Here is an 841-nt window from a genome sequence, read left to right on the forward strand (position 1 = left end):
ATACAGCCACCATTCGCAATACCGTATTAGCTCTCAAATCAATCCGCTAACTGCCCGAATTCCCTCCTTCAATGCTATGATTTAACAAAGCAAAGGAGGGCATATGGGAAAGCTGAAAAAAAAAGTTCTATGAACAAGAACTCGAGAACTTACAAATAGAGTTAGTCAAACTTCAAGAATGGGTTAAGCATAAAAAAACGTCAAAGTCGATCTCATTTTTGAAGGGCGAAGATTGCCGCTGGTAAAGGCGGTGTCATCAAACGCATCACTGAAAACTGAATCCTCGAGTCTGTCGCATCGCAGCATTGCCTGCTCCGACAGAGAAAGAAAAAACGCAATGGTATTTTCAACGTTATGTTGCGCATTTACCTGCTGGCGGTGAAATTGTGCTGTTTGACCGCAGCTGGTATAACCGCGCAGGTGTTGAGAAAGTGATGGGATTTTGACGAAGATGGGAATACGAAGAGTTTCTGCGATCTTGCCCCGAATTTGAACGCATGCTGCAGCGCTCTGGTATCATCCTGTTGAAATATTGGTTCTCGGTTTCTGACGAAGAGCAAGAGAAACGATTTATTGAACGGATCAATACGCCAATCAAACGCTGGAAGTTTAGCCCAATGGACCTTGAATCGCGCAATCGATGGGCCGAGTATTCCAAAGCAAAAGATGAGATGTTTGCTTATACCGATACGAAACATTGCCCGTGGTGGTCGTTCCCTCAGATGAAAACGCCGAGCTCGCCTTAACTGCATTAGTCACCTGCTCAGTAGCATTGATTACCAAGAAGTAGTTCATCCTCCTGTGACACTTCCTGAACTCAACAAAGAAGGGTATGTTCGCT

1 pseudogene is annotated in these 841 nt (G+C 44.6%); it reads left to right on the forward strand.

Annotation, left to right across the window (positions count from 1 at the left end):
* Positions 1 to 155 precede the first annotated feature (155 nt).
* Positions 156 to 746 (forward strand): annotated as a pseudogene (locus CIK04_RS25465) (polyphosphate kinase 2).
* Positions 747 to 841: the final 95 nt, after the last annotated feature.

It is taken from the genome of Vibrio sp. 03_296 (assembly GCF_002265885.1).